Below are 1,362 nucleotides of genomic sequence, written 5' to 3'. Positions count from 1 at the left end.
CCAAGCCTTTTTCCATCGCTTGCCACACGATACAGGTAAAAACACCACGGACACCGTAATGCCCGTTACAGAGGGTTGTCGAAAGTACAGATGCAATGCTTCCTCGCGGCAATGGTAAAAAAATCCACAAAACTGACCGCTTGAATGGCTATTCGAAGTGAAATGCAAAAGAAAGAGAGAAAACAGCAAAAAATAAATCTACCTTTGACAGAAGGGCTGTAAAGGTGGGGGTGTCAGTGGTCTGACCGCACTTTGAAAGTGATCTGCCCCCCAAAAGTTGGACAGGTTATTCACGTAAATATTGAGCTCGGTATTGCGCCGGGCTCAATCCTTTTAAGTCGAGTTTAATTCGTTTTTGGTTGTAATACACCAAATATTCTTCAATTTCTGCCTGTAATTCAGCGATTGATGTATAAGTTCGTGAGTAAAAACATTCTGATTTCAATATCGCAAAGAAGCTTTCAATCACGGCGTTGTCGTAACAATTGCCCCGGTGGCTCATGCTTTGCACTGCCTTGCCTTCCAACATTTTTACCCATTCAGCCGTGCCGTATAACACACCTTGGTCGCGGTGAATAATCGGGTAATCCGTCGGCTTGAGCTGGTTAAGCCCTTGTTCTAACATCCTTTTTACCAACGAGAACTTCGGTCGTGTGGCAAAATTATACGCAATAATTTCCCGATTAGCTAAATCCATCAGCGGCGAAAAATAGAGCTTTTCTTGCCCTATGTGAAATTCTGTCACATCGGTCACCCATTTTTGATTGAGTCGTGTTGCCGTAAAATCACGATTCAGCATGTTCGGGGCAATATGTGACGTTTTCCCGCGTTTTCCGTTTCGTTTCTTACGTAATATTGAACGAATGCGTAGTTCATGCATCAATTTCAGCACGGTTTTGTGATTCAAACCCAAGCCGACCTGACGCAATTTTAACGTTAAGGGACGATAGCCGTCACGCTGTTTGCTTTCGTGATACAGCGACAAAATAGCCTCTTTAGCTTGTGTGTAATCACGCTTAACCTGTTGATAATAAAAGGTAGAACGTGACATTTTAGCCACGCGAAGCAAATCATTCAATGCATGATTTCAGACCGCTAACAAACCTCTAGACATCTATCTAGAGGTTTGATCTAATAGGCATATCGAAAAAAGGAAATGTCTATGCTTAAAAATCCCCCTTCTCCTCAATATGAACTCGAGATGATAAGTCTTGAGCAACCGGTTCCCAAAGACCATCTTGTTCGCAAGGTCGCCAAAGCCATTGATTTTGAATTTATCCGTGATGAGATCGCCCCTCTTTATTGCCAAGATAACGGTCGCCCTGCTGTTGACCCTGTGCGTTTGTGTGGCAAGCGATGGAA

General features: G+C 43.5%; 2 protein-coding genes. One reads left to right on the top strand and one right to left on the bottom strand.

The window, feature by feature from the left end; translation table 11 throughout:
* Positions 1-286: 286 nt before the first annotated feature.
* Complete coding sequence (locus AM305_RS11235) at positions 287-1,069, bottom strand: IS3 family transposase (protein ID WP_272941019.1); 783 nt, start codon at positions 1,067-1,069, stop codon at positions 287-289.
* A gap of 93 nt (positions 1,070-1,162) precedes the next feature.
* On the opposite strand from AM305_RS11235, the gene AM305_RS11230 reads away from it, so the two are divergent.
* On the top strand, positions 1,163-1,362 hold a 200-nt coding region (locus AM305_RS11230; protein WP_005826190.1), incomplete at its 3' end, for a transposase.

This window comes from Actinobacillus minor NM305, assembly GCF_000175195.1.
In the GTDB taxonomy this organism is placed as follows: Bacteria; Pseudomonadota; Gammaproteobacteria; order Enterobacterales; family Pasteurellaceae; genus Haemophilus_A; species Haemophilus_A minor.
This window is presented reverse-complemented; position numbering and strand designations above follow the sequence as displayed.